Origin of the sequence: Proteiniphilum sp., from assembly GCF_034331125.1 — a bacterium.
GTDB lineage: Bacteria > Bacteroidota > Bacteroidia > Bacteroidales > Dysgonomonadaceae > Proteiniphilum > Proteiniphilum saccharofermentans.
The window spans coordinates 65890-91961 of sequence record NZ_JAXQGC010000038.1 but is presented as its reverse complement, the minus strand read 5'-3'; the positions used below and the strand labels follow the sequence as shown (position 1 = coordinate 91961).

The window sequence follows — 26072 nt, the reverse complement described above, 5'->3', positions numbered from 1 at the left end:
CACAAAGGTAAAACTACAAAACAAAATTACCCACACCAAACGTTATAGAGCCTTAAATATGTGCGATTTACAATCTATCCCCAAAATTTATTCAACAAAGATGGGGTAAAATCACCAAGTGGTAGTTATATTTGCACCCGCAATACAATCCAATGATTATATGGAAAACAATACCATTCTGGACTTACTGAAAGAAGCCGTAGAGAAATACGGCGATCGTTCCTATCTGCACGAAGCAAGAAAAGGCACACAATACGCTTCTTTAACGTATAAGCAGGTACAAGAACAATCTTTGCAGTTCGCAGCAGGGCTTATTGCATTGGGAATTGAGGCAGGTGACCGTATAGCACTTATTTCCGAAGGAAAAAACAACTGGGTGATCGGTGAATTGGGTATTCTCCACGCCGGGGCAGCCAGTGTGCCTTTGTCTGTGAAGCTCCAGACCGAACAGGATCTGAGTTTCCGGATCAATCACTCCGGGTGTGTAGCTGTACTTGCCTCAGATCAGCAGATTGCAAAACTGCGTCCGATGAAGGGACTGTTCTCCACTGTGAGGCATTACATATTACTGGATCCGGAAGATCAGCCCGAAAATGACGAACAGTCGTTCGAATCGGTGACAGAAGCTGGAAAAAGACTCCTCGAAACCAATCCGTCAGTTTTGAAAGAGAGGATGGAGACAGTGAAACCCGATTCTTTGGCAAACATATCCTATACATCAGGCACCACTGCCAATCCGAAAGGAATCATGCTTACCCACGGCAATTATGTATGCAATGCAGGACAAGCTGTGGATATCCTCAACGGGATCCCTCCACATTACTGTACCCTGCTGATATTACCCTGGGATCATTCCTTTGGCCATACAGCCGGGATCTATACCTTCATGAAATGCGGGGCTTCCATTGCTTCCGTGGCAATGGGAAAGACACCCATGGAGGTTTTGCGGAATGTCCCCAAAAGCCTGAAAGCCATTAATCCTCATATACTGATGAGCGTGCCTGCTCTCGCCTCTAATTTCCGGAAGAATATTGAAGCGGGAATAGAGAAAAAAGGAAAACTCACCGCATTATTGTTCAAAAAAGCGCTTAAAACCGCCTATGCCTATAACAAAGAAGGATATAACAAGGGAGGAAGAGGGCGTTTGATGCTTGCTATTTACGACAAACTGATCTTCTCTAAGGTACGGCAATCATTTGCCAGCAATATGGAATTCTTCATTGGTGGCGGAGCGCTCCTCGATATTGAATTACAGCGGTTCTTTTACGCTATCGGCATCCCCATGTATCAGGGCTACGGTTTATCGGAGGCGACACCTATCATTTCGGCGAACAGTCCGCATGCACACAAGCTGGGGTCTTCCGGAAAACCTGTTCCCCGTATGGATATCAAGATTGTGGATGACAACCTCAAGGAAGTGCCTATAGGTGAAAAAGGCGAGATCATCATTCGCGGGGGAAATGTAATGAAAGGATATTGGAAAAATCCCCAGGCAACGGCAGAAACCATTGTGGACGGTTGGCTCAGGACAGGCGATATGGGATATATCGATAAGGACGGCTATCTCTATGTGTTGGGACGCACTAAATCGCTGCTGATAAGTGATGACGGCGAGAAATTCTCTCCCGAAGGGATCGAAGAGTCGATTGTCTCCACATCACCCTTTATCGACCAGTGTGTACTCTACAACAATCAAAGTCCTTATACAACAGCGCTTATTGTGCCAAATGCGGCAGAGTTGCAAAAAGTAAAGGCCGATCCCGAACAAGCCGCGCTTCTGATAGAAAAAGCGATCAACGCGTACAGGAGCGGTGGCAAGCACGATGGACTGTTCCCCCATCGCTGGATACCTTCGGCTTTTGCCGTTATAGAAGAACCCTTCTCCGAAAAGAATGGACTAGTGAACTCCACCATGAAGATCGTGAAGCACAAGGTTTATGAAACGTATGCTTCGAAAATAGCATCGCTTTATACCCCCGAAGGTAAACCGGCTACGTCTGCGGAGAACCTGGAAGCGTTGGAGAAGATATTGTAAATTTCGTAAAGAAAAACGGGATGTTTTAATATGTATATAATAACAATTGGAGCCATCCTTCTAAATTGATGTATACTTTTCGGGATTCCTTTACCCGGAGAGGCTTCAGATTAAATACAAAAGTCCGGGATATCACTGCCAGACAATCTTCGTTGTTCACAAATTCTATTTTAGCATATCGCTGTGGGGGATTGGAATAGGCCTGTTTACCGGAATCTATCAATGTGGCTTCCCATCTTGAACCGTTGCATCCACTTGCCGTAATGGTTACATGCAGTTCATCCCCTGTAATTCGAACTTGGGTCAAAGGAGTATTATTGTCCAATTGACCATAGCGTTCCGCATGGATTATTGTCGGCATATCTACATTCGAAGCATCGGTTTCATTCTTTTCGCAACCTGTGCAAATACAGAACATGGATAAGACCAAGACTGTAATCAAAGAAAATCTGTTCATTTTTATTTACTTTATGAAATGGTTTCTATATCATTTTTAGGCTATCCACTATATAGACGAAACAGGATACCAAAACATTGCATGAAAAGTCTACTATTTCGTTAAGCAAGAGATTATTTACTGTAATTTACACTTACTTAATGGATTTCCGTGCCGCAAGCGGTCGGGGTATCTTAAAGGAATTAAACCCTAAGAGATAGAAAAAGCGGAAGAAACTCAATTCCCCCGCTTTATAATATCTGAAAAAAGTTGATCCCTACTCGCCGATAACCGGTTTATAATAACCTAGATCTTCAATACGTGATTTGGTGACGAAGTTGTAATTTTTCATCACCTCTATCTCTCCGTAATGGATATAGACTTCCGCACTGCGACGGAACATTTCCGGTTCTTTATTGGCATCCTGCAAAAGAAGGTGCCCCATAATTATATGTGCAGCACTTTCCACGAGACGACGTGCATGGAAATCGAGATAATCCTCATCCTTGGGAGAGATAACTGCCTCCACCATTTTTTCATAGGTCTCTGCCATGTTAGCCAAATCACGCTTCAACGCTTCCAGTTCAGGCACGACCGGCATAGCTGCATACTCTTTGATCTGCTGCAGATAGGTTCCAGTCGTGACGTGACGGATTGCAGCCACCACCTGTAACTGGGTAGTACCTTCGTAAATATTGGTGATACGTGCATCACGGTAGAGACGCTCGCACTTGTAATCTTTCATATAACCCGATCCTCCATGTATCTGGATGGAGTCGTAAGCATTCTGGTTAGCATATTCACTACTCATTCCCTTTCCAAGAGGAGTGAAAGCATCTGCCAAACGGGAAAAGTGCTTCATCTCATTCCGTTCCTCAGGAGTCAGTTTCCGTTCCCGGCTGATATCTTCCAGCGTTTTATACATATCCACAAAACGGCAGGTCTCATACAGTAATGCACGCGACGCATCGGTCCTGGCTCGCATATTGGCCAGCATCTCATACACCGGAGGGAACTCAATAATGGCTTTTCCGAACTGACGACGCTCAAGAGCATAGTTGTATGCCTCACGGGTAGCTGCTTCCGATATACCTACCGACTGGGCCATAATTCCAAGACGGGCACCGTTCATCAGCGACATCACATATTTGATCAGTCCCATCCGGCGCGATCCAACCAATTCAGCTTTGGCATTTTTATATACCAATTCGCAGGTGGGTGCCCCCTTGATTCCCATCTTATTTTCGATACGGCGTACATCCACTCCTCCATTTCTCTTGTCATAGACAAACATCGACAAGCCGCGGGCATCTTTGGTACCCTCTTCCGAGCGGGCAAGTACCAAATGGATATCGGCATCGCCGTTGGTGATAAAACGCTTCACACCGTTCAGGTACCACTGATCTTCCTTTTCGTTATAGGTTGCCTTCAACATAACCGCCTGAAGATCCGATCCGGCATCGGGTTCGGTAAGATCCATCGACATGGTCTCCCCTTTTACGATACGGGGCAGGTATTTTTCCCTCTGCTTTTCATCGGCAAATTCATAGATTGTCTCACCGCAGTCCTGCAACATCCAGATATTCTGGAAGCTGGCATCGGCACGGCTGACAATATCGGCGCTCATCATATAGGGCACCATCGGAAAATTGAGACCACCATACTTACGGGCAAGCCCCATCCCCATCAGTTCCGCCTTATTGAGGGCATCCAGGTTTTCCTGTGTAGGTGCAGCATAAGTCACTCGCCCCTCATTTACCGTAGGTCCGCTATGATCTACTTTTTCAGCATTCGGTTCAATGATATCGCCACAGATCTCGCCTACCACTTCCAGCACCTTGTCGTAACTGTCCATCGCGTCCTCAAAATCCATCGGAGCGTAATCATATGTTTCACGATCTGCATAATTTCTCTCTTTCAATTCCACAATTCGTTTCATCAGCGGGTGCTGAAGATAATGACGGAATTGCGGTGTATCTGTATAAAAGTTTGCCATTTCGTTCTTCTGAATATTATTTATTGTTATTGGTTTCGGAAAAGCCGGAATTTACTTTCCCTCCTCTCCACACACTCTCTCTGTCCCCTTATTTTGAATTCTTCTTATAATACTTGATCATCTTCGGAATTACCTTCTCTATTTCACCGGTGATCACATAATCGGCGATTGAGTTGATAGGCGCGTTGGGGTCGTTATTGATAGAAATAATGATAGAACTGTCCTGCATACCGGCGATGTGTTGTATCTGCCCCGATATACCACAAGCAATATAAACCTTGGGGCGGACGGTGATCCCTGTCTGTCCCACTTGGCGTTCATGTTCTGTGAAGCCGGCATCCACTGCGGCACGAGAAGCCCCTACTTCGGCTCCCAGCACGTCGGCCAGTTGATAAAGCAGTTGGAAGTTCTCTTTTGAACCCACTCCATATCCTCCGGAGACGATAATGGGTGAATTCTTGATGTTTACTTTCGATTTCTCGATATGGCGGTCGATAATAGAAACTACAAAATCTTCCTCTTTCACATAGTCAGCCACATTGTGCTCCACGGTCTCACCTTTATAATAAGGGTCGAAAATTTCTTTCTTCATCACCCCTTCACGTACGGTAGCCATCTGCGGGCGGCAATCGGGATTGATGATCCATGCCACGATATTACCTCCAAAGGCAGGGCGTATCTGGTAAAGCAGATTTTTGTAGGTCTTTCCTGCTTTCCGGTCCTCATGGTCACCTATCTCAAGTGAAGTACAGTCGGCTGTAAGACCGCTACCCAGAAGGGATGAAACACGTGGACCCAGATCCCGACCAATAATGGTAGCACCCATAAGACAAATCTGCGGTTGTTCTTTTTTAAAAAGTTCCGTCAGTATAGAAGTATGCGGAAGCGTGGTATATGGCGACAGGCGATCATCTTTGAAAAGATGGAGCACATCCACACCATATGGGAATACCTGCCCTTCTATTTTTTCGAGGTCGGCAACAGATCCGGCAGCAATGGCTTCGAGTTTACAATCCAACTGTCCGGCAAGTGAGCGCCCTTTGGTCAGTAGTTCCTGGCTCACATCGGCTACTACTCCATCCTCGATTTCCAAATATACAAATAAGTTATTCATGTTTAATCTGTTCCTTCATTAAAATTAGACTATTTCTCGCTATGGCAGAATATAAACAGGTTTATCTTCTGCTCATTTAGCTTAACGAAATAGTTGTGTTATCCAATCGTGTGACTATCTATCAGTTCTTTCATCAACTCTTCAATATCGACATCGTCGTCGGTAAGATGCCTGCTCTCTTTAGCCTGAAACACCACATTCTCTATCTTTTTCACTTTTGTAGGAGAGCCGGAGAGACCGCACTGTACCTTGTCGGCTTCCACATCATCCACACTCCATTCGGTCAGGTTCAGATAGGGGCGGCTGCTATAGATATCTATATAGTCGATATTCTCAGCCTGCCGTTCGGTAACGGTTTTGGCATGTTTGTATTTCAATAATAATTTTGCATTACGGGGACGGCAAGCACGGGCTGAACCGTTCACAGTGACAACCACAGGAAGAGGACATTCTACCACTTCCACTCCATTTTCCAAACGGCGCTTGACGGTTATTTTACCATTCCCGATCTTTTCAATATTCTCAGCATAGGTGATTTGCGGAACTCCCAACTTTTCGGCCACCTGCGGGCCAACCTGTGCTGTATCACCGTCAATGGCCTGACGTCCCGAAATAATAATATCGAACTTTCCGATTTTACGGATCGCCATCGACAATGCGTATGAAGTAGCCAGCGTGTCTGCACCGGCAAAAGCCCTGTCGGTTAACAACACTCCATCGTCTGCTCCACGAAACAACCCTTCACGTAAAATTTCGGCAGCACGTCCAGGTCCCATAGTCAGCACCGTAATGGTTGAACCGGGAAACCGGTCCTTGATGTCTAACGCCTGCTCCATCGCATTCAAATCCTCAGGATTAAAGATGGCGGGCAGTGCCGCCCTGTTTACAGTCCCGTCGGCTTTCATCGCATCTTTCCCCACATTCCGTGTATCGGGAACCTGCTTAGCCAACACAATAATGTTAAAAGCCATATTCATTAGATTAGTTTATCTCTTATAGATGTATTAAATGTTTTAAGAACGCAAATATAATAAAATTTGCCATGCCTAGCGCTACATTATCAATTTTCTAAAAAATGAAATGAGGCATTAAACCAAACATGGAGAAACTTATCTCTATAATAGTATAATTCCACTGAATGCCTTAAAGGCAATCACACGACTCAGGAAACATGAATAAGTAATACAAAAGGCTTCAGCAGAAAATATTTATTTTTCTGTAAATATGAATGAAATATGATAACTTTGCAGTAAATTTTAATCGTATGCAAAAGACAACATCCTCTTTGATAATTCTTTTTTTGGCTCTGATGATGAGCAGTTGTGCCGGAATTAAATACCTGACAGTGGAAACGCGTGAGCCGGCACAGGTGAATCTCCCTTCAAATGTACTTTCGATAGCGATTGTCAATAATGTGCTACAACAACCCGATGAAGTAGGACACGACAGCATCCCGATAGGACATACGCAAGCTGAAAGGGTAAAAGCACCGGCCGACAGTGCCGCTATTTTTTACACCGAAGCTCTGGCCCAGTTTCTGGATGAAGAGGATTATTTTCACAGGGTAATACATTATAATGAACCGTTGAGGAAGGACAATGACTTCTTCAGGGAGAGACCGCTCGAACCCGAAACAATGAACAGAATAAGAAAGGAAACAGGTGCTGATGCAATTATCTCTCTCGACAAGCTGATCATTGAAACCAAAAAGAGAGATCATTTCAAGCAACAGGGGTATATCTATGCTGATATGACCGGAAAAATACATTCCATCCTCCGTGTATATATGCCTACCATGGAAGGAAAAATTCCTGCGGTGCAATACACCGACAGCATCCATTGGGAAGGGTTTGACATCCAGGATGGAAAGGCCTATGCCGATATTATGCTCCCCTCCCGTGAGGAAGCGGTAAAACTTTTGTCAGTAAGGGCTGCGGAGAAGATGACTTACGTATTTGCCCCGCATTGGGAGATGCAGGACAGATGGTATTACACGTTGCCCAACTCACTGATGCGTGAAGGAGAAGCCTACGCTAAAGGGTCGCAATGGGAGGAAGCAATTGAAAAATGGGAAGCTTTCTATAATAACAGTTCTAAAAAAACTGACAAAGCCAAAGCCGCAAGTAACATCGCGCTGGCTTATGAGATGTTAGACGATATGGAACAAGCATTGGAATGGGCAACCCTCTCAAATAACCTGTTCATTGAATCTACAGCACCCAACTCTCTGGAGAGAAGGAGATCACTCCTTTACAAAAACGAAATTGAAAGGCGGAACAATAATTCCAACAGATTAAATATGGATGACCTGTAATGAGATTCTATCCATGGATGACCCGAAAAAAGCGATTTGATCTCCTTTTTTCGGGTTTATTTTATCTCAACCTAAAAAAACTCCAAACTTAATTTCCAGTTTTCAAAAAAAGGATTACCTTTGCCATCAAATCTTATAACAGTAATTTTACTCATAACTACTGTTCAATAACATTAGACTTTTTCTTATTAGACTTTTTCTGTGCTCGACATAGTTCTAGTAAACTTAGTTATTTTCAATTTTTATTGTGCTATTTCAAGTGCTTTAGACTATTTCAGCGTTCGGCAAAGCAAATAAATTTACTCTGCTCTCACTTGATAAAATAGTCCTACACTTAACAAAGTCAAAGCAGGTTTTGCTGCTGTATTTATTTATCGAAATAGTTCCTTTCATGGCAAAGTTCAACAGATGCCAAATTAAGATCAGAACATCAATAACAATATTTATTCAAAAACCATAACGAATTTCATACACCTACATGGCTTATAACATTATTGAGCTTAATGAAAAGCTCACAACAGAATTGCGAGTTCTCGCCAAAGAGATGGGAATAAGACGTCCCGATGCATACAAAAAGGAAGAGCTCATTTATAAAATCCTTGATGAACAGGCAATTGCCGAAACAAAAAAATTGAGCGCAGACGGTGGAACCCAACAGGGTTACACACCGAGAAGAGATTCCGACAGCAAAACGAACACCCAAAGAAATAAAACTTCTAACAGGAAAGAGGAACCCAAAGAAAAGGAGACCGATAAAAAAGAAGACAAGACAAAGACCCAAAGCCAATCACAGCCTGTGCAGGCTGTAGAAAAGCCTAAATTAGTGAGGAAAGAGTCCGCTGTTACCGAAGAGAAAGTTCCGGCAACACAAAAAGTGTCCCTGAGCAGTCAGCCGGAAACTAAGCCGGCAACTACCAAAACAGTTCCGGAAAAAAGTATTGAAACAACCGGAACAAAAATCGAAACCCCGGAGAAAAAAGCTGAAGAAACGGCTACACCAAAGGCACCCGGAAAACCGATACAGCTGGTTTTTCGTTCCTCAAAACATCGTATTGAGGAAAAGAGCACACCTGCTCCTGTCACATTACCACCGGTAGTGGCAGAGGAGGCACCGGAAGAAAAAACAGACACACCCGTGAAAGAGGCTCCTGTCCCCGGTGGTAAACTATCCATGATGGATCTCATATCGCCTTCGCCTTTGCAACCTAAACAGGCGGCTGCACAACAGAATAAACAACCTCAGGCACATCAGGGCCAGGTACAACCTCAAGTTCAGGTACAGGCTCCGCAACCCAAGGAAAAAGATCCCGCTTATGATTTTGACGGCATACTGAATGCATCCGGCGTATTGGAGATCATGCCTGACGGTTATGGCTTCCTGCGCTCCTCCGATTACAACTATATGTCCTCGCCCGATGACATTTATGTATCACAATCACAAATCCGGCTCTTCGGACTGAAGACAGGTGATGTGGTGGAAGGCCCTATCCGTCCGCCCAAAGAAGGAGAAAAATTTTTCCCATTGGTAAAAGTGGACAATATCAACGGACGCAATCCTGATGATGTACGCGACCGTGTACCTTTCGATCACCTGAAACCTCTTTTCCCTAACGAAAAATTCAACCTCACCAAAGGACATAACGACAATCTTTCCTGTCGTGTGGTTGACCTCTTCTCTCCTATCGGAAAAGGACAGCGCGGTCTGATCGTAGCACAACCCAAAACAGGGAAGACAATGCTGTTGAAGGATATTGCCAACGCTATTGCCGACAATCATCCGGAAGTATATATGATCATACTGCTGATTGACGAACGCCCTGAAGAGGTGACTGACATGGAAAGGAGCGTAAATGCAGAAGTAATCGCTTCTACTTTCGATGAACCGGCAGACCGTCACGTGAAGATTGCCGAAATTGTACTGAACAAGGCCCGCAGGCTGGTGGAATGCGGACACGATGTAGTGATACTGCTCGACTCCATTACCCGCTTGGCTCGTGCATATAATACGGTACAACCTGCTTCGGGAAAGGTGCTTTCGGGAGGTGTGGACGCCAATGCGTTGCATAAACCAAAACGGTTCTTTGGTGCAGCCCGTAACATCGAACATGGCGGTTCACTTACCATTATCGCAACAGCGCTCACCGAAACCGGCTCCAAAATGGACGACGTGATCTTCGAAGAGTTCAAGGGTACCGGCAACATGGAATTGCAACTCGACCGCAAACTCTCCAACAAACGGATATTCCCCTCTGTGGATATTATTGCATCGAGCACGCGTCGTGACGACCTGCTCCTGTCGCAGGAAACGCTTAGCCGCATGTGGGTACTCCGCAACTTCCTTTCGGATATGAATTCGGTGGAAGCGATGGAATTCCTGTTGACCCGTCTGAGACGTACTTCAAGCAATGAAGAATTCCTTATTTCAATGAATGATTGATCTTCCGGGAAAATAGCTTTCTCCTAAAGGAAAAGCAGACAACAAAAAAACGCAGCGGACTTCATGGTTCGCTGCGTTTTTTGTTGCTCCTATCTAAAAGCCCGGCTTGAGTTTGGATATTTTAGCTTTCCTCTTGTTAAACCGGTACAACCGGGGAGCCCTGTAAGGTACATTCTTTTGAACTTCATCCAACTGTTCGAGGCCATCGATCTGTAACATTTTCTTTTGAAAATTACGCACATCGGATTTTGTTTCAAGTATAAGGTCGTATAAATTACGGAGTTGAGTCATTGTAAACTTATGCGGTAGTAATTCGAAAAGCATATAAGGCTGGAGCATCACCTGATGGCGTATATGCTTCAACGCTTCCTCCGCAATCTGATTATGGTCAAAAGCAAGCTTCATGTTGCTAAGCGATTTGATATCATACCATCTCGCAGTAGTATTTTCGGATTCAAAAATAATTTTCCGGCTGATCTTGATCAATGCAAGGTAGCCTACAGTTACAATACGTCCGATTTTAGTATTGGTCGTTTTCTCCAACCAATTCTTATCCCGGGGGTTACTGGTTCTTTTGGGATCGCCAAAACTATGAAACTGATGCAGGAAAATATTTTTCAGACCCGTAAGTTCATTCAGAACACGCGTTGCCGCGGTATCCAGATCTTCATCCTGATATATAATGCTTCCCGGCAATTTTTTATCACTATAATTTCCATCCCCTTCCCTGATCGTACGTTCAATTAAGAGTATTTTTAATTTTTCCCCATCAAAACCGAATACTACACAGTCAATAGAGACATGAGGATTATATGCTATTGGCTGGGATGTCTCCTGTGACACTTTATTGTCTATCATAAATTATTGTACTCAATAGAAAATTGTGCTCCAAAATAAAATCTCAAATATATGAACTATTTTATTAATTTTTCTTCTTATTGTAGTTATTATTCAAAAAAAATGAATAAGTTTGCAGATCAATATACGTACTTTATACAATAAGGATATTGGTCTGTATCATCGAATTAATCAGTGGGTAATCATGCCTTACTTACTCCGTATACACAAATAAAAGTGAGTGGAATAACAGAAACAATTACAGATTATGTATGTATTAGGATATGACATAGGCAGCTCTTCGGTAAAAGCTGCTTTGGTGGAAATTGAGACCGGAAAAACAATAGCTTCCGACTTCTACCCAAAGAAGGAGATGACAATGTATGCTGTACAGCCGGGATGGGCCGAACAGGATCCCGGGATGTGGTGGGCAAACTTAAAACTGGCCAACGCTTCGATACTCCGGCAATCGCAAGTAGACCCGCAAGATATCAAAGCCATCGGTATCTCATGGCAAATGCACGGACTGGTAATGGTGGATAAAAACAGGGAAATATTACGCCCCTCGATTATTTGGTGCGACAGTCGTGCGGTATCTTTTGGCGAGAGGGCCTTTCATGCAATAGGCGAAGAGAAGGTGTTGTCCCGGCTATTGAACTCACCCGGCAATTTCACGGCTGCCAAACTGGCATGGGTAAAGGAGAATGAACCTGGGATATATGACCGTATCGACAAAATTATGCTTCCCGGCGATTATATCGCCATGAAATTAACGGACGAGATATCGGTTACCATGGAAGGACTGTCGGAAGGGATCTTCTGGGATTTCAAAGAGAACAGGATATCACAGGAAATCATGGATTATTTCGGATTTAAGAAAGAGTTAATCCCTGAAATAACACCGGTATTCGGTATACAAGGAGAGTTATCAGGCTCCACAGCAAGAGAACTCGGTCTCTACCCCGGAACACCGGTCAGTTACCGTGCAGGGGATCAACCCAACAACGCGGCATCCCTGAATGTGTTCAATCCGGGAGAGATTGCATCTACCGCCGGCACATCGGGGGTGGTATACGGGGTATTGGATGAAGTGAAATATGATCCCCTCTCAAGGGTGAATATCTTTGCACATGTCAATCATAAACCGGAATTGACAAGATTGGGTGTTTTACTCTGCATCAACGGTACAGGCATCCTCAATTCGTGGATAAAGAAAAATATAGTGCCGGAAGAATTAAGCTATAACGGGATGAATGCACTTGCGGCACACTCGCCCATCGGTGCAAGAGGCATTTCAGTGATTCCTTTTGGAAATGGGGCGGAGCGGGTACTGCAAAACCGAAATAGAGACAGCTCGTTCCATGGCATCAATTTCAATATTCATTCCCTTTCCGATCTGCTACGCGGAGTACAGGAAGGAATTGTCTTCTCCTTTCAATATGGCATGGAAATCATGGAGGAGATCGGGATGGATATCCGGGTTATTCGTGCGGGAAACGCCAATATGTTCCTCAGCCCGCTATTCAGGGAGACACTGGCTTCAATCAGCGGGGCCGTTATCGAACTTTTCGATACCGACGGAGCTGCAGGTGCGGCAAAAGCCGCCGGTGTCGGTGCCGGAATTTATGCATCACCTGCTGAGGCTTTTTCCTCTTTGAAGAAGATTATGACTGTGGAACCGGACAATAGGAACAAAGCACAATATCAGGAAGCATATCAACGATGGAAATCCCTGATATAATGAAAAAGATGCAACTACTTTTTTAATAAATATTTTATGAAACGAGCATGAGTGTCATTCTGCCCAAGAACATGATTAAATTGTCTTGTATCTTGAGTCTTGATTCTTGGCTCTAAAAATTTAAATTATGGAAACTGAAAGAACAACAGGGGAATTTTTCCCGGGTATAGGGAAGATCAAATTCGAGGGAAAGGAAAGTCGTAATCCGTTGGCATTCCGGTATTATAATGCCGAAAAAGTGGTTTACGGACGCAAGATGAAAGATTGGTTCAAATTTTCAATGGCTTATTGGCATACCCTCTGTGCTGAGGGTGGCGATCCGTTCGGACCGGGAACAAAAACATTTCCCTGGGCACAAGGCAGTTCAGCTCTGGATATTGCCAAACAGCGATTAGACGCCGGTTTTGAATTTATGCAGAAAATAGGTATCGAGTATTACTGTTTCCACGATGTGGATCTGATTGCCGAAGGCGATTCGATTGAAGAATATGAAGCTAATCTCAAGGCGATCGTTGCTTATGCCAAGCAAAAACAGGCTGAAACCGGTATAAAACTGTTATGGGGAACTGCCAATGTCTTTGGTCACAAGCGCTATATGAACGGGGCAGCCACCAACCCCAACTTCGACAGTGTGGCATATGCCGCTACGCAAATCAAAAATGCACTGGATGCCACGATCGAACTTGGTGGAGAGAACTATGTATTCTGGGGCGGACGCGAAGGATATATGAGTTTACTCAATACCGATATGAAACGGGAAAAAGAGCATCTGGCCATGATGTTGACCAAAGCACGTGATTATGCCAGGGCAAAAGGTTTTAAGGGTACTTTCTTTATCGAGCCCAAACCAATGGAACCGACAAAACATCAGTATGATTATGATGCTGAAACAGTGATCGGGTTCCTGCGCGCCCATAACCTGGATAAAGATTTTAAACTGAATATTGAAGTGAACCATGCCACCCTGGCCGGCCATACATTTGAACATGACCTGCAATGTGCGGCAGATGCCGGCATGCTTGGATCCATCGACGCCAACAGGGGGGATTATCAGAACGGATGGGATACCGACCAGTTTCCTATTGATGTATACGAGCTGACACAAGCCATGCTCGTCATCCTGGAAAGTGGAGGTTTGCAAGGTGGCGGAACAAATTTCGACGCCAAAACCCGCCGGAATTCCACTGACCTGGAGGATATTTTCATCGCTCATATTGCCGGTATGGATGCTTTCGCGCATGCGTTGGAGGCTGCTGCTGCAATCCTTGAAGAATCGCCCTATTCCAAAATGCGGAAAGAGAGATACGCCTCTTTCGACAATGGCAAAGGAAAAGAATTCGAGGAGGGAAAACTCTCCCTGGAAGAACTGCGTGAATATGCACTATCGTTAGGCAGAGAACCTGAACAAATCAGTGGTAAGCAGGAGTTATACGAAGCTATTTTAAATATGTATATCTAAAACAGGATATGCAATGACAAGAGTTTGTATTGTTCAATTTCCCATCATATGATAAAACAGTATAATAAACCTTACCTGTTCGGTATCACATTGGTCGCTACCCTGGGAGGATTGCTTTTCGGATACGATACAGCGGTAATTTCAGGAGCTGAGAAATCTATTGAAGCCTATCTTATCAGGCCGTTGGGGTTGAATTCCCTGATACACGGAGCCACGGTCTCAAGCGCATTGATCGGTTGTATAATAGGAGGAGTACTGTCAGGATTCTTTTCAAATCGTCTGGGACGTAAGAAAACACTATTATTTGCTTCAGTATTGTTCTTTCTTTCTGCCCTGGGATCGGGCTATCCGGAAACGCTATTCTTTACCAGGGGAGAGCCTTCAATAGGATTACTGCTGGTGTTCAACTTATATCGTATCATCGGTGGTATTGGGGTAGGACTTGCCTCTGCGGTGTCACCCATGTATATCAGCGAGATAGCCCCTGCAGATATTCGTGGCCGGCTGGTCTCATTCAACCAGTTTGCCATTATCCTTGGAATGTTGGTGGTCTACTTTGTAAATTGGGCTATTGCCAACGGACAGAGTATAGAATGGATAAATGCTATAGGATGGAGGTATATGTTTGCATCGGAAGCTATTCCTGCTGCATTGTTCGGAATTTTATTACTTCTGGTTCCCGAAACACCGAGATTCCTGGTGCTGTCAGACCGGAATGAACAAGCGATGTCGGTTTTGAACAAAATTTATAGCGACAAGCTGAAAACGCAAACGATTTTCTCGGAGATTAAGCAGTCTGTAGGACAGACTACTGAACGTGCAAAGCTATTCTCATATGGAAAGATAGTGATAATCATAGGTATTCTATTATCGGTCTTCCAGCAATTTGTAGGAATAAATGTGGCTCTTTATTACGCTCCCCGCATTTTTGAAAGTATGGGTGCGGCTAAAGATGCTTCGATGTTACAAACTATTGTAATGGGTTTTGTAAATGTTGTCTTTACGGTTGTGGCAATTCTAACAGTTGATAAATGGGGCCGAAAACCACTTCTCATTACAGGATCGATAGGGATGGCCGTAGGTATGTTTGCCATATCGGCACTGGCATTTAACAACATTATAGGGATCGGTACATTGATATTTATTATTATATACACTGCTTCTTTCATGATGTCGTGGGGGCCGATTTGCTGGGTGCTCATATCAGAGATCTTCCCCAACAGGATTCGTGGCCAGGCTGTGGCAGTAGCAGTTGCTTTCCAATGGTTTGCCAACTATCTGATTTCATCCACTTACCCAGCGATGATGGAATTCAGCAGTGGAATGACTTACGGTTTTTACGGATTGATGGCTGTCATTTCAGCATTGTTTGTCTGGAAGATGGTACCTGAAACGAAAGGCAAATCACTTGAAGAGATGGAGAAATTGTGGAAAAAACGTTGAAGATAAAATATCCGGTGATAAGATAATATTTATTCTCCTATCACCGGATAAATTTTGACATACTTGTCTTTGCGGTAATCCGGTAACAGATCCATTTCAGAAGTTCCAAAGCATATACACTATAAATTCCTTATCCAGATATTCCGGAAAGATACTGCCGTTCCATGATCCTGAAGCATCAGGGGAAGTCTTCCATGGGCACTGTACTCCGGCAATCCGATATAAGGAGTATGTCCTTTCAGTATATAATTGTTTTGTATAAGGATACCGTTCAATACCACTGTTATCATTGCAGGAGACTCCAGCTCGCCACCAGTACCAAATCGGGGTGCTTTCCAGTAAATATCATACACCTGCCATTCCCCGTTTTTTGTATATGCATTGGCCAGTGGGGCTGCCTGTTTATATATACTGCCCACCATCCCGTTCACATAAGTATCGTTATTATCACCATCCAGTACCTGAACTTCATACCGGCTCATTAGAAAGACACCGCTATTCCCGCGGTTTTGACCGTTATGGTTTTCCGGATCCGGAGACCTGAACTCTATATGTAACTGACAATCGCCAAAATGTTCCTTGGTCATAATTGCTCCCGTGCCTGGCCTGACTGATAAGACCCCATTCTCTACATTCCACCGCGGTTTTTCACCCTTTTCATTCACCCATTCAGAAAGATCACCCCCATCGAAGAGTATAATGGCATCAGAAGGTGCGGTACCGGCTGTTTTACCCGGGATGACTTTCTCTGGTACGGGATAATACCATTCGGTCTGTGCAGGTGTCCACTGCGTAAATGCACTGAGAGAATAAATGACACAAATAGTTAAAAAAATACTCTTTTTCATCATGTTATCTTTTACTTTCTATTAATATATTTTTGGTCTATACAGACTATTCCGTATGGAATAACAGGTTACCACCTCTTGTCACAACCAGATATCATCAGGATAGATCACCTTTTCCAGAAAAAGGGCATGTCCCGGTGCAGAGTCACCTGCCACATCTCGGTTTCCGGCTTCAATAATACGTCGAAACCCCTGTTCATCAAGTCGTCCCCTACCCGCTTGTAACAATGTTCCTACAATAGCACGCACCATATTCCTAAGAAAACGGTCGGCTCGGATGGTAAATTCGTACAACTCTTCTTTTTTCTCCCACCGGGCATATTCAATACGGCAATTGTTGGTCTTCACATCGGTATGCAGCTTACTGAAACTGGTGAAGTCTTTATATTCTTTCAATACTTCACAGAGGGTATTCATCGCCTCAATATCGGGTTGAAAAAACACCCGGTAAGAGTATTCATAGAGAAACGGATCTTTCACCGTCGTCACATAATATTTATAAGTACGCGAAACCGCACTGAAGCGTGCATGCACATCCGGGTGCACCTGTCGTATAGTGGAAAGGGAAATATCTTTGGGTAGAAAATTATTGAGTTTGTACACCAGATCATCGGGAGAAAAAGTGTTCCCTTCCCAGTCGAAATGGGCAATCATCTCACGGGCATGCACGCCTGCATCAGTCCTGCCGGCACCTACCACCATCACGTCCTTCCTTAAAATCACAGAGAGTGCATCCTGAAGCGCCTGCTGCACACTCATTCCGTTAGGCTGGATCTGCCAGCCCACATAATTTTTTCCGTTATAGGAAAGTGTGATAAAAAAACGGGACATCCGAAGTTTATAAATTAAGAAACAATTAATTTAGTACGCGGGTGTATAGGGTTCTTCTACCGGCATATGCGGTGCTAGCAGGATCAACCCTCCTACAGCGGCTGCTCCTGCCACAATCCAACCGGCAGCAACGGCATTCCGGTTGACAATCTCTATATAAAATATGTCACCCCGTTGTTGAATATCACGGGATAAGAGGTCATTTTTACTACCTGTTTTTATTATCTCCGAAATAAAAAACACATCTTCAAAAACAGTCTGACTTTTATCCCTGTCATTGACAATGGTTAAATAGCTTCGAAATTTTAAAGGTGTGTCTTCTTCAGTAAAATTGATAAAACGAACAGATGACAGACCTATGTCCCGCTTCTGATAAAGATATGCGGGAATATCCAGATTCAAAACGCGCGACAACGCCATAGGTGAATGAACAACTTTAGAATGAGGAGGAACAAACAAATCACTCTGGGGTAACACAACCCGCCCGGAAATACTTCCCGAAGAAGCACTGTAATTGGTATTTGAGAAATGATAGGTCGTGGTACTTACATCGCCGTGAAAGCGTGCGGTATTATCTCTCAGCTGCACAGCATAGTCCTCAGCAATAATCACCGAACGCGACCAATCTACAAAAACCGGATCATCCGACTCATTATGGATTTCATACACTACTTTCCCGCCCAAATCCTTGAATGAATAGTTCACAGATAAATCGTTACGAGAAGTACGAAATGAACCATCCTGGTTCCGCCGTAACTCTTTTTCATACGACTGAACGGTGGAATAATAATAGGTCGTACAACCGGACGTGAATAATCCCAAGCCTACAATTAAAAATAAAACGGTATTCTTTAAGATCATGAGGAAGATATCTTAATGTGCCAACAGCACGTTTAACTATTCATCTCACGAAGCCTGATTTTAGTAAGCACCTGTTTGGTATTGAGCGGGAAATCACCATCCATCATCCAGGCATAATAACTCGGTTCATTTTTAAGGACTTCTGACACCGGCCTCCCTTTATGTTTCCCAAAATTGAAAACTTCTACCCCTTTCTCATCATAGACAAACCGTCCGGCAAAATCCACATTATTATTGAAACTCGAATACTCTTTTGATAGCACCTCGATATCATTCTCCAGATCAGGATAACGGTCGAGTTGAGATTTCAACACTTCATAAGTAGCGATGGTATCCGCTTCGGCAGAATGTGCATTCTCCAGTTTTTTATTGCAATAAAAGGCATATGCCGCTTCGAGTGTACGCTGTTCCTTTTTATGGAAGATGATCTGCACATCCACAAATTTACGTTTACTCATATCAAAATCCACACCGGCTCGGAGGAACTCTTCCGCCAGCATCGGCACATCAAACCGGCTCGAGTTGAAGCCGGCCAGGTCACACCCTTCCAGTTGGTCGGCCAGTGACCGCGCCACCTGTTTAAAGGTAGGGCAATCTTTCACGTCATCATCAGTGATACCGTGAATCGCTGTAGCCTGGGGAGGAATAGGTATCTCGGGATTGATACGCCGCGATCTTACTTCCTCCTTTCCGTTAGGATGGACTTTTAAAAATGATATCTCTACAATACGGTCGCGAGTGATGTTGATCCCGGTCGTCTCCAAATCGAAGAAGACCAACGGATTCCTAAGATTTAACTTCATCTGGTTATTGTTAGTCATTCAACATCATCGGCATCAGCAACGTCAGCATATCTTCGTTTTCCTCCTTATCTACAGGAAGGATCAATCCCGCACGTGACGGGTCAGAAAGCTCTATCCGCACATCAGAAGAGGGTATATTGTCAAGTATATCAATCAGGAAAGAGGCTTTAAAGCCAATATTCATCACATTCCCTTCGTAAGTGCAAGGAATAGTTTCTTCTGCTGTAGTCAGGAAATCGATATCCTGGGCAGTCACCACTATCTTATCTTCTGAAAGTTGGAATTTAACCAGGTTGCTGGCCGGATTGGAGAATACAGCCACACGTTTGAGTGCGTTCAACAGTGTCAGGCGGTCCAGCACAAAAGTGTTGGGATTATTCTGCGGAATTACTGAATTATAATTGGGATAGCGCCCTTCCACAAACCGGCATACCATCTTGTAAGACGACATGGCAATGTATGCGTTATTTTCATCGAACTTAATCTCTACCGCACCTGACTCTTTCGGTAAGAGCGATTTGAGCAGGGTTGCCGGTTTTTTAGGCAGGATAAATGATGAACGCCCTTCTCCTTTGGTCTCGGTAGTAGTCACACGTACCAGTTTGTGTCCGTCAGAAGCCACGAAAGTAAGATCGTCGGTAGTAATATCAAAATAGATACCGTTCATCACCGGACGCAATTCATCGTCTGCGGTAGCAAAGACAGTCCGGTTGATACCCGAGAAAAGTGTATCGGCCTCCACCGTCAATGTCATAAATGAATCTTTGAGCGGCTTTGGTTCCGGGTATTCATCTCCTTTCAGACCAACAAAATTGTACTTCCCATTATGATAATAGAGAAATATTTCCAACGTTTCGTCATTGATATCGAATGTAAGCGGCTGGTCAGGCAATTCACGCAGCGGATCGAGCAGGTTCCGGGCATTGATGGCCAGGCTTCCTTCACCTTCCGCGCTATTCACCTCCACCGTTGTTTCCAGCCGAGTCTCATTATCAGCTGCGGTTAGTGATAGTGTGCTGCCCTTTAAATCGAGCAAAAAGCAGTCGAGAATAGGCAATGTGTTTTTGGAATTGATAACTCTGCTTATGGCCTGCAAGTGACTCAATAGTGCGGCGCTTGATACTACAAACTTCATACGATAATATTTATTTTTTTATTTATCTTTATCTTCAGCAAATATATAAAATTATCCCGGTGCTTCGATCCTTTTTCCGATAAATTTTCAATGCCTGTTTAAAATTCACATCAACTTCTCGGATGATGTTCTATGATTTCCTGTCGCAGAAAATTGCGGTCGATATGCGTATAAATCTCGGTAGTGGTAATTTTCTCATGTCCCAGCATCTCCTGGATCACCCTTATATTGGCACCCCTTTCGAGCAGATGAGTTGCAAACGAATGACGAAAAACGTGCGGGCTGATTTTCTTTTGCAAACCTACTTCTTCGGCATAACGCTTGATATAATAAAACACCGTGACACGGGAGATCGCTTTGCCACGCGAGCTGACAAAGAGAATGTCTTCATTTCCCTTCCGGATGGGAATTTGATTACGGTAATAAAGCCAATCCTGAATCTTCCGTATCGCCACATCGGAAATAGGTACCAGCCGTTGTTTGCTTCCCTTCCCTTCCACACGTATAAATCCCTCCTTGAAAAAGAGATTCGAGAAACGGAGATTGGTCAATTCGGAAATGCGAAGTCCACAACTGTATAATGTTTCAATAATAGCGTAGTTGCGGGTGCCTTCAGCCGTCGAGACATCAATGACAGCCAGTAGAGAATCGATCTCCTCCACCGATAAAACAACCGGAAGTTTCAGTCCGATCTTGGGAGCCTCCACCAATTCAGCTGGGTCATCCGGACGAATTTTGTCCAGCATCAGAAACCGAAAAAAAGATTTCAGGCCTGATATAATACGGGCAATGGAACGTGGTGAAATATCCTTATCATGCAATTCCGAGAGAAACTCTTCGAGATGGACGGTCTGAACAGATTTCATATCAATCCCTTTGTTTTCCATGAAATCAAGCAATTTCTGCAGATCGGTCATATAGGCGTCAATGCTATTCGCCGATAATCCCCTCTCTAACAGAAGATAACGTTTGTATTTTTCAACCTTTGGATCCCGATCCATCTCAATTTTCATCGAACTCTTTTCTGAGGGTTTCTACCTCTTCAAGATATTCCTGGATTTTATCCAGCACAAAAGCCTTCTCTTTATCCGGTAAAGTCTCTCCTTTTTCCAGTTTTTCCATAAGTCCTATTAACGACTTATTTCCCATTGACCGGAATAACGGTAATATCTTGTGAGTAATTGCCTGAACCATTTTTTCCTCTTTTTTCTGAAAAGCCTCCTGCAACTGGATACGGCACTCTGCCAGTTCATTGATAAACGATTGTAAAATGGCTACAGAAGCCCGTTTGTCATCACTCACAAATTCTATTAACGCTCTGGCTCCCTTCTCATCGAAAGATTGATTTTCTTCCTCAACGAAAGCTTTCTGGCCTGGACTTTCACCTCGCACATGGTGCCAGATTATACTGTATAATCTATCAGAAGTGAACGGTTTAATAAGGAAACCGGTAAATCCTGCGGCCTTCATCTTTTCTCCCGACATATCCGATCTGGCTGACAAGCCTATCACGGGCATATTCTTTATTCGCTCACTTCCTAACCGGCGAATTTTTTCAACCAGTGTCAGGCCGTCGGTACCCGGCATCTGAATATCCATGAACAGGATATCGAATGACATCGACTCAAGGAGCGGCAACACTCTATCAGGATTCATCTCTGTCACACTCGTGACCTTCTTTCTGGAAAGCATTTCAGCAGTCATTGTCAACTGAACGGGGTCGTCATCCACAAGAAGTACGGAGATGCCTTCAAGGTCCTGTGGTACAGTTTCAGAGTTATCCCTGCCCTTACTCTTTGGTTCATTCTCATTTGCATCTTTCAGGGGGATTTCCACAATGAATTCAGAGCCTTCCCCTTTCCGGGAATTGAGACGGATGGTTCCCTTTAATGCCTCTATAAATCCCTTGGTAATGGCCAGTCCCAGACCACTTCCTTCCTCCCCGAGAGGATTATCCAGTTGCCTGAATTCCTGGAAAACGATCTGTTGGTCGGCTTCATCAATTCCCTCCCCGGTATCGTTGACTGAAAACACGAGGCGTTTCGATGAATCTTCGTCTTCTAGCCAAGCGTTTACATGGACACTTCCTTCCGATGTATATTTTACTGCATTGGAGATAATATTGTTCATGATCTGTCGTATCATATAGAGATCCCCATAAACAGCCAAATGTTTCGGCAGTTCATTCTTAACACTGTATTCCAGTCCTTTTCTTGCAGCCAGCGGCTTAAATCCTGAAGTCGTATTCCCAACAAGATCGTACAGGTTAAAGTTCGACTCCTTTAATTGCCAGCTACCCTCCTCTAATTTATGATAATCGAGTAATGCTGAGGCAAGCTCCAGGATATGCTCTCCTGAATTCTTCATATTGTTCAGGTAAGTCTCGTTTTTCGGATTGCCATGGTAATCCATTAATTCAATAAATCCAAGTATTGAACTCATGGGAGCCTTGATGTCATGCGATATGGTAAGCATCAGTTTCTCGCGCGAATCCAGCAAATCGGAAATACGCTTATTGGATGCCTCCAATTGTCTCCTGTAACGTTGACTCTTATTGATATCTATCAGGAAGAGTATGGCAAAAACAAAGGCTATGAGCAATGCCACACAAAAAGCGATAAACATGGTATGTTGCGAATTTGCAAGCATCTCCTCTTTTTCCTTCAGGAGTCTCAACGACTTCTCCAACTCTTCATGTTCAATCCCTTTCAACAGTTCGTCTATCTGCAAAGTAAGCATCCGGTTGGTCTCGGTCATCGTTTCCTGGCGCTTGAGGTAAGCTAACTGGAATTGCCTTTGCCGTTCCAAATCGAGCCTCTCCGAATAACGGACTTTGTTGATAATGGTATCTACGATCAGTTTAAGGTCATTGTCCGATACTATCGACTTTTTTTCTATCACAACGGTTGAGTCGGAACGGGCCACGAATACATCACGTACCCGATCAAGAAAACCTCTCCTGGAGCCGACGACTACACTCGTATCATTCTGATTGACATCAGCGTTATTCAGGTTTTTGCTCTCCAAATAATCGGATATTTCCTTGTTCAGCTTCAGAGGCACATAACTGCTCTCGGTCTGCGCCACTACCCTTGGAGCACGACGGATAGAATCGAGCAATGCGGCAACGTCCTGCAGATTTTCCCTTTTCTTGTCGACCAGCAGTTGAATGGTATCCAATTTCTCTATCCGCGAGGAATCGACAGCAACCTCTTTCAATTCAACCAGATTGGCTTTGATTTTCGGCGCTATGGAATCGTACTTAAGAAAATATTGTTCTGCATTTTCCGCATTAATAAGATTCTGCTCACTCTCAATCTCATAAAGCATGGACAATGTGTTTCCCACAATCAATAATTCTGACATGTCCTCACTGCTTATCCTTTTGTTTGAGTAGTCAACCAAATTATGATAAAGAGCAACAAGCCCAAGTGCCATCACTACCACTACAAGCAAGTATCCTATAATGACTGTAAATTTAATCTTCAATGAGCCTTGTTTTTTATTTTCAGGTAATGATCGCATATCATTTTCAATTGTTTGGAAGAACGTTGTAAAGCTTTATTTTATTGTAGAGTGTTTTCCTGTCGATATTCAAAATAGACGCTGCCATTGTTTTATTACCCTTGGCCAGTTCCAATGCTTCTATAATCTTTTCTTTTTCATAATATTCCTTGCGAAGCCCCTGGATCGGATTTAATAATAGCGTACGGTTTTCGTTCTTTGTTTTGTCCCCAAATAACTCCGGAACAATGGAAGCAGGAATGATTTCATCCTCTGTAAGCAAAGCAGCTTTTATGATGCAGTTCTTCAATTCCTGTATATTTCCCGGCCAGGCATATCCGGTGAGGCGCACCAATACGGCAGGATCAATGGCTTCTATCTTTTTATCAAGTGTGGTATTGGCAAATTGAAGAAAATGATTGGCAAGGAAGCTAATTGCCTCTTTCTTACCTTTCAGGGTAGGTAATATAATACAATCCTGTATTATCAGGTTGTAAAGTTTGGGTATAAGACGTCTTTGCAATTCATCCTTGCTTATTTCGGTACTCATGATCACTTGCGTAAAATCATCGTCCTTTTTTTGTCTGGTAAGGATGTCCAACAACTCATTCTGCTGGTTAATATCGAGATAAGCAGTTTGCCGTATATATAATAATCCACCTTTTGCTTCCTGGAATTTCTGCATAAGTGGCGACCTATCATCACTTCCGTTGGACGATGTACGATAGGAGTTTGCACTATCGGCCGACTTATCATTATCAAGAATTACAAATGGCTTCGATAAATGGATTCCCTTTTCGTAGATATATTTCACTACTGAGAGTTTTCCTGTTCCCGGATCCCCAATAATCAACCGATGTTGGTTATTTTCCGCAGTATGTTCGAGCTCCTTGTAAAGTTTGCTGTATTCTTCACTAGGGAATTTGATAAAATCATCTGAGAACCGGGTCTGTCTCAATACCCGTTCCTGAAGGGTAAAGGCTTCATCTATTTTCTTAAAGAGTTGCTCCGGTTCAATGGGCTTGGAGATATAATCTACTGCGCCCGATTTCATCGACTCGACCGCCGACTCAATGTCTGCATAGCCGGTCATCATGATTACAAGGATATCCGAATCATATTTCTTAACCCAGGAAAGAAAATCGAAACCGTCTGCATCCGGCATCCTTATATCACACAGAATTAAATCAAACGGTTGTTCCTTGACCTTCTGCTTTGCCTCTTTTACACTGGAGGCCGTTTCCACACCGAAGTCTTTTTTTACCAGCCAGGATTTCAGCATCAGACAGACAGTCAGATTGTCGTCAATAACAAGTATATTCCTGTTTATATTATCCATAATAGAATATTGGTTACAACATTCCGGAAGCCTATAGTTTATTTTTCTCTTTTTCCAACTCTCGGGGTATCATCACAGAGGCATAGAGTAAAAATATTGCTCCGACGATCATTGCCAATACCCACTCATTACGTTCCCTGAACATCAGATAGGTCGCTACAATCATCGATATGCATGAAAACAGCTGAAAATTAAACAACCTCTTACCACGTATACTTTTTCCCGGATACGGGTTTGTAAAAGTGATGGCAGAGAAAACTGCCACGGACAAAGCCATTATCCAAGGTGCCACAGCAGGTATGAAAAGATACAATACCGCTGATAATAAAATCAAGATACCGGAAATCCGAAATAGAACATCTTTTACGCGATGCATTGTATATGTGCTAATTATTTGTAAAATATCAACCAGAACCCGATTATGGTCTTACAAATATATTACTTTTTTTTCATTATTTCACCTTAATTCCTTCTCACTTCTTTTCTTTAATGATAAAAATCTCTTCATTTTCCTTTTTCATGAGATAATTTTCTCGTGCAAATTTCTCAAGATCTTCTTTATTGGATTGAAGTTCATTCAGCTTTTCCGTATCTATCTCTGTCTGCTGCCGGTAAAATTCGATCTGGGATTCAAGGTCTTTTATTTGAGCCTCATATTTCATTCTTTTGGTAACACTACTGTCACTGAAGAAAAAGAGCATCGCGATCAGCATAAGAAGAATGATAATCTGATAGACAGTAAGTCCCAGAACTCTTCCTGATCCGAATTTCTTTGTATATTTATTCATTGTTGCACAACTTTTAAGCACTACAAAAATAGCTTCTTTTTTCCAATTGTGCGAACCATTGCAGGGAAATAAATATAAAATATCCATTCTACCTTTTGGGGAAATTGAACAAAATAAAGTACCTTTACGCTCAAGTTAAGAAATTAAAAAA

Annotated in this window: 21 protein-coding genes; 6 read left to right on the top strand and 15 right to left on the bottom strand. The window is 43.4% G+C overall.

Annotation, left to right across the window (positions count from 1 at the left end):
* Positions 1–160: 160 nt before the first annotated feature.
* Positions 161–2035, top strand: coding sequence for an AMP-dependent synthetase/ligase (locus U2P89_RS09135; protein WP_322191215.1), 1875 nt, complete (start codon positions 161–163; stop codon positions 2033–2035).
* 25 nt (positions 2036–2060) lie between these two features.
* Here U2P89_RS09135 and U2P89_RS09130 read toward each other — a convergent pair whose 3' ends face one another.
* The 4 genes from U2P89_RS09130 to U2P89_RS09115 all read right to left on the bottom strand — a co-directional run bounded on the left by U2P89_RS09130 (position 2061) and on the right by U2P89_RS09115 (position 6552).
* A complete protein-coding gene (locus tag U2P89_RS09130) occupies positions 2061–2492 on the bottom strand; it encodes a hypothetical protein (RefSeq protein ID WP_322191214.1) in 432 nt (143 codons plus the stop codon).
* Between the two features lie 256 nt (positions 2493–2748).
* Complete coding sequence (locus U2P89_RS09125; RefSeq protein WP_076930396.1) at positions 2749–4467, bottom strand: acyl-CoA dehydrogenase family protein; 1719 nt, start codon at positions 4465–4467, stop codon at positions 2749–2751.
* A gap of 88 nt (positions 4468–4555) precedes the next feature.
* Complete coding sequence (locus U2P89_RS09120) at positions 4556–5581, bottom strand: electron transfer flavoprotein subunit alpha/FixB family protein (RefSeq protein ID WP_076930394.1); 1026 nt, start codon at positions 5579–5581, stop codon at positions 4556–4558.
* 98 nt (positions 5582–5679) lie between these two features.
* On the bottom strand, positions 5680–6552 hold the full coding sequence (locus U2P89_RS09115; RefSeq protein WP_076932126.1) for an electron transfer flavoprotein subunit beta/FixA family protein: 873 nt from the start codon (positions 6550–6552) through the stop codon (positions 5680–5682).
* 293 nt (positions 6553–6845) lie between these two features.
* On the opposite strand from U2P89_RS09115, the gene U2P89_RS09110 reads away from it, so the two are divergent.
* Together U2P89_RS09110 and rho are read left to right on the top strand one after the other, a co-directional pair.
* Positions 6846–7895, top strand: coding sequence for a DUF6340 family protein (locus U2P89_RS09110; protein ID WP_139233443.1), 1050 nt, complete (start codon positions 6846–6848; stop codon positions 7893–7895).
* 478 nt (positions 7896–8373) lie between these two features.
* Complete coding sequence (rho, locus tag U2P89_RS09105) at positions 8374–10332, top strand: transcription termination factor Rho (RefSeq protein WP_091906433.1); 1959 nt, start codon at positions 8374–8376, stop codon at positions 10330–10332.
* A 93-nt stretch (positions 10333–10425) separates the two neighbouring features.
* On the opposite strand, the gene U2P89_RS09100 is transcribed toward rho, so the two are convergent.
* Positions 10426–11190 (bottom strand): NUDIX hydrolase, encoded by a 765-nt coding sequence (locus tag U2P89_RS09100; protein ID WP_091906435.1) that lies wholly within the window; start codon positions 11188–11190, stop codon positions 10426–10428.
* A 247-nt stretch (positions 11191–11437) separates the two neighbouring features.
* Here U2P89_RS09100 and U2P89_RS09095 point away from each other — a divergent pair, with 247 nt between their 5' ends.
* From U2P89_RS09095 to xylE, 3 genes are all read left to right on the top strand, one after another.
* Positions 11438–12910, top strand: a complete 1473-nt coding sequence (locus U2P89_RS09095; protein WP_091906436.1) for a xylulokinase — start codon at positions 11438–11440, stop codon at positions 12908–12910.
* Positions 12911–13037: 127 nt separating this feature from the next.
* Positions 13038–14369: a xylose isomerase gene (gene xylA, locus U2P89_RS09090; protein WP_091906438.1), complete on the top strand. Its 1332-nt coding sequence runs from the start codon at positions 13038–13040 to the stop codon at positions 14367–14369.
* 48 nt (positions 14370–14417) lie between these two features.
* Positions 14418–15812, top strand: a complete 1395-nt coding sequence (xylE, locus tag U2P89_RS09085; RefSeq protein ID WP_076930383.1) for a D-xylose transporter XylE — start codon at positions 14418–14420, stop codon at positions 15810–15812.
* 119 nt (positions 15813–15931) lie between these two features.
* On the opposite strand, the gene U2P89_RS09080 is transcribed toward xylE, so the two are convergent.
* The 10 genes from U2P89_RS09080 to U2P89_RS09035 form a co-directional block, all read right to left on the bottom strand.
* The gene (locus tag U2P89_RS09080; RefSeq protein WP_091906561.1) at positions 15932–16660 is read right to left on the bottom strand and encodes a 3-keto-disaccharide hydrolase; all 729 of its coding nucleotides are present in this window, start codon (positions 16658–16660) and stop codon (positions 15932–15934) included.
* Positions 16661–16741: 81 nt separating this feature from the next.
* Entirely contained in the window at positions 16742–17491 is a 750-nt protein-coding gene (gene truA / locus U2P89_RS09075; protein ID WP_091906440.1) for a tRNA pseudouridine(38-40) synthase TruA, read from the bottom strand.
* Between the two features lie 30 nt (positions 17492–17521).
* Positions 17522–18352 (bottom strand): hypothetical protein, encoded by an 831-nt coding sequence (locus tag U2P89_RS09070; RefSeq protein WP_322191213.1) that lies wholly within the window; start codon positions 18350–18352, stop codon positions 17522–17524.
* A 32-nt stretch (positions 18353–18384) separates the two neighbouring features.
* Positions 18385–19155, bottom strand: coding sequence for a 3'-5' exonuclease (locus U2P89_RS09065; RefSeq protein ID WP_076932124.1), 771 nt, complete (start codon positions 19153–19155; stop codon positions 18385–18387).
* Positions 19156–19165: 10 nt separating this feature from the next.
* A complete protein-coding gene (dnaN, locus tag U2P89_RS09060; protein ID WP_091906442.1) occupies positions 19166–20290 on the bottom strand; it encodes a DNA polymerase III subunit beta in 1125 nt (374 codons plus the stop codon).
* Positions 20291–20400: 110 nt separating this feature from the next.
* A complete protein-coding gene (gene xerD / locus U2P89_RS09055) occupies positions 20401–21303 on the bottom strand; it encodes a site-specific tyrosine recombinase XerD (RefSeq protein WP_313380427.1) in 903 nt (300 codons plus the stop codon).
* Positions 21293–23779 (bottom strand): hybrid sensor histidine kinase/response regulator, encoded by a 2487-nt coding sequence (locus U2P89_RS09050; protein ID WP_175456732.1) that lies wholly within the window; start codon positions 23777–23779, stop codon positions 21293–21295. The genes xerD and U2P89_RS09050 overlap by 11 nt, the downstream gene beginning before the upstream one ends.
* A 43-nt stretch (positions 23780–23822) precedes the next feature.
* On the bottom strand, positions 23823–25133 hold the full coding sequence (locus tag U2P89_RS09045) for a sigma-54-dependent transcriptional regulator (protein ID WP_091906446.1): 1311 nt from the start codon (positions 25131–25133) through the stop codon (positions 23823–23825).
* 31 nt (positions 25134–25164) lie between these two features.
* The gene (locus tag U2P89_RS09040; protein WP_313380430.1) at positions 25165–25425 is read right to left on the bottom strand and encodes a hypothetical protein; all 261 of its coding nucleotides are present in this window, start codon (positions 25423–25425) and stop codon (positions 25165–25167) included.
* 181 nt (positions 25426–25606) lie between these two features.
* On the bottom strand, positions 25607–25921 hold the full coding sequence (locus U2P89_RS09035; RefSeq protein WP_026327490.1) for an FtsB family cell division protein: 315 nt from the start codon (positions 25919–25921) through the stop codon (positions 25607–25609).
* Between the last annotated feature and the right edge of the window lie 151 nt (positions 25922–26072).